Origin of the sequence: Agrilactobacillus yilanensis, assembly GCF_003946725.1 — a bacterium.
Taxonomy (GTDB): Bacteria; Bacillota; Bacilli; order Lactobacillales; family Lactobacillaceae; genus Agrilactobacillus; species Agrilactobacillus yilanensis.
The window spans coordinates 1-3,202 of sequence record NZ_RHOY01000036.1 but is presented as its reverse complement, the minus strand read 5'-3'; the positions used below and the strand labels follow the sequence as shown (position 1 = coordinate 3,202).

At 38.6% G+C, this 3,202-nt stretch carries 3 protein-coding genes; 2 read left to right on the top strand and 1 reads right to left on the bottom strand.

The window, feature by feature from the left end; all coding sequences use genetic code 11:
• Positions 1-81 precede the first annotated feature (81 nt).
• Positions 82-645, bottom strand: coding sequence for a signal peptidase I (gene lepB, locus EKM93_RS13415; RefSeq protein ID WP_125716025.1), 564 nt, complete (start codon positions 643-645; stop codon positions 82-84).
• Positions 646-935: 290 nt separating this feature from the next.
• On the opposite strand from lepB, the gene EKM93_RS13410 reads away from it, so the two are divergent.
• Together EKM93_RS13410 and EKM93_RS13405 are read left to right on the top strand one after the other, a co-directional pair.
• Positions 936-1,889 carry an AEC family transporter gene (locus EKM93_RS13410; protein WP_125716024.1) on the top strand — a complete coding sequence of 318 codons (954 nt, stop codon included), beginning with the start codon at positions 936-938 and terminating at the stop codon, positions 1,887-1,889.
• 35 nt (positions 1,890-1,924) lie between these two features.
• The gene (locus EKM93_RS13405; protein WP_125716023.1) at positions 1,925-3,040 is read left to right on the top strand and encodes a DMT family transporter; all 1,116 of its coding nucleotides are present in this window, start codon (positions 1,925-1,927) and stop codon (positions 3,038-3,040) included.
• Positions 3,041-3,202 lie beyond the last annotated feature (162 nt).

The window sequence follows — 3,202 nt, the reverse complement described above, 5'->3', positions numbered from 1 at the left end:
GTGTTTGTTTTGGTTATAAACATTATCTTCCTGAATCCCCGAATTGGCAATCTAGGGGGTCATTTCATATTATCTCTTGTTTTAATAAAAATGGATGTCATTTAAGGGCCAATATTTCATAAATACGACGCCACGGATGTCATCTTCAGTGACGAAGCCGAAGTTTCGGCTGTCTCGAGAGACGCGGCGGTTGTCGCCTAAAATGAAGTATTGGTCTTTAGGTACTTTGTTAACTTGGGTTACTTGTTTTAAGGTGAAATTTTTTGTGAGGTTATCTCCTGATTTCAGTTTTTGTTTGTACGCATCTAAATAGTTTTCCGATAGGGGGCGATTATTGACGAGTAAGGTATCGTCAACGGCTTTAACCGTATCACCGGGTAAACCGATTACGCGTTTGATATACCATTGCTGTCCATTTTCATCGGGGGCTTTAACGATGATCACATCCCCGCGTTTAACCGTGCTCAGTCGATTCGCAAAAACGCGATCACCGGGGTTAAAATTCGGCTGCATGGAAGCACCAAAAATTTGTTGATTGGTCAAGACAAACGTAAACAAACCTAAAACAATGCCTAAAATGGCTAAAATGATTAGACTCCAACTTAGTAAAAAGCCGATCCAACTGTCCCTAAAAAAACGTTGCATGTTTTTTCCTCCATATTGATAGTTTCTATTTTATAATAAAAAGCACTAAACTGAAACGGTAGACAACTTATTTTAAGATGCATTTTAATAGGTAAAATAATCAATACTAACTTTTATCTAGGATTCGTGGTAAGATGGGCATTGAGTTTTGCTTTTTTAATAGGAACCAATAAAACGGTTAATTGGCGATTAATCTGTAACAATCGGCTAATTTATCGATGGAACAACTGGAATTTTCTGAAAAAAGTGTTAAAATTAGAAATTGATTAGTTTTTAATTGGAGGATTTTTATGGACGTTTTTTTTGGAAGTTTATCAGGTGTTTTGATTATCTTGGTCATGATTACGGTAGGCTATGTGCTAACGCGCATGGGGTGGCTTGGTGAACGGGATAGTAAATCAATTGCCCGGATTGTCACACAAGTCGCTTTACCTTGTTATATGATTGATACAATCATGCAAGATTTTTCTAAGAAGCAGCTGGAGACGTTATTACCAAATTTACGTTTTCCGGTGATTTCAATGATTATCCTGTTTGCCTTTTCTTTTGCGGCGGTTTGGGTTTTCCGTATTGCGCCGGATCGGGCTGGACTTTTTAAATCCATGTTCTTCAACTCAAATACTGTTTTCATTGGCTTGCCAGTGAATCGGGCGCTGTTTGGGGATGCAAGTTTGCCCTATGTTTTAGTTTATTACATGGCAAACACTTTTTTCTTCTGGACACTAGGGGTTTATTTGATTAAAAAGGATGGCAAGAACCAAGAGGATGCCAAATTTAGTATTTTAACCGCTGTTAAAAAAGTTTTTTCACCGCCATTATTAGGTTTTATCATTGGGGTGATCTTTGTCCTATTAGATTGGCATTTTCCATCATTTATAATGTCAGATTTTCACTATATTGGTGCTTTAACGATTCCGTTGTCGATGTTTTTCATTGGGATTCAGATCGCTATTGTTGGTTTGAGCAGTATCACGTTTAATAAAGATGCTGTGGGGATTTTAGTGGGCCGTTTCATATTGGCCCCAATTGTGATGACACTGTTAGTTTTACCTGCTAAAGTACCGATTTTATTGAAGCAAGTGTTCATCATGCAATCGGCAATGCCGGTGATGACCAACGCACCTGTTGTTTCAAAGCTGTATGGTGCAGATTCTGATTATGCCGCAATTATGGTAACGGAGAGTACGGTCATTAGTATGGCAGTTATTCCAATTTTGATGGTTTTAGTTCAAATGATTCATTAGTTTTTTGTTATAAAAAAATAAAAGAGGTCTTTTTCTTGCGTAAAACATTTCTGTACGTGTTGGTGTCTACGTTCTTGTTCAGTTCGATGGAAATCACGCTTAAATTAGCCGGCAGCGTGTTTAATCCAATTCAGTTAAATTTCATTCGTTTTTTGATCGGTGGTCTTGTTTTATTACCTTTGGCTATCCGGGCATTACATACAAAGCAATTAAAAATTACGGCTAAAGCTTTAGGCAGTTTTGCATTAACCGGGCTATTATGTGTGATTGTCAGTATGACACTTTATCAATTGGCTGTTGTTTATGGTAAGGCGTCTATTGTGGCGGTATTATTTAGCTCTAATCCGGTTTTTGCGTTGATTTTTTCGTACGTCATTTTACACGAGAAATTATCAAGAACAAGTTTGATTTCTGTTGTTATTTCAACAATTGGTTTGTTGGTAATCATCAATCCATTCCACTTAAGTAATGTTATTGCGATGGCTTTAGGGATCGCTTCAGCGGTTACTTTTGGTTTTTATAGTATTATTTCCCGTAAAGTATCCCAAGCTCAGCACTTTGATGGGGTTACCATGACTTGTTTCACTTTTTTGATGGGGAGCTTGGAATTGGGCTTATTGATGGGGATTAGTCATTTACCAATGATGGGCCGCTTACTTGGCAATTCACCATTAGCGCAAAGTTTTGTAAACATTCCTTATTTTGCTGGTATTTCTAGTCAAACTATTTTGATGATTCTTTATATCGGGATTGGGGTGACTGGTGCGGGCTTTGCCACTTATTTCATGGCAATGGAACGTTCAGATGTCTCAACGGCGTCATTAGTGTTCTTCATTAAGCCTGCTTTAGCACCATTAATGGCTTTGGCTATTTTGAAAGAAGCGATCGTCTGGAATACTTGGGCGGGCATCTTGGTTATTTTGATTGGCTCAACGATTAGTTTCTTGGGACAACGCAGTGCCGAAAAACGCAGTGCTATGGAGAAGACACGTTACTTGGCTACTGTTGAAAATGAAGGGGCTGCTGCTGACGAGACCCTTGCACAACGTCGGGCTCAAAATAAGGCGCAGTTAGAGGCTAAAAAAGAAGTGTTGGAAGGCAATCTCCAAGAACGGCGTCAAGCGCGGAATACAGTACATTCACAAAATTAAGTTAAAAAGCAATAGGCTTTGAATTCTGTAAGAGAATTTAAGTCTATTGCTTTTTTGACGATAGGGTTCTATGTTAAATGTTTTTTTCTGAAACGCGCTCCAAAAGACTGATTTCTGCGCCTAGCTACGTCTAACTTGTAAGCAAAGTACGCTCACGGCGTT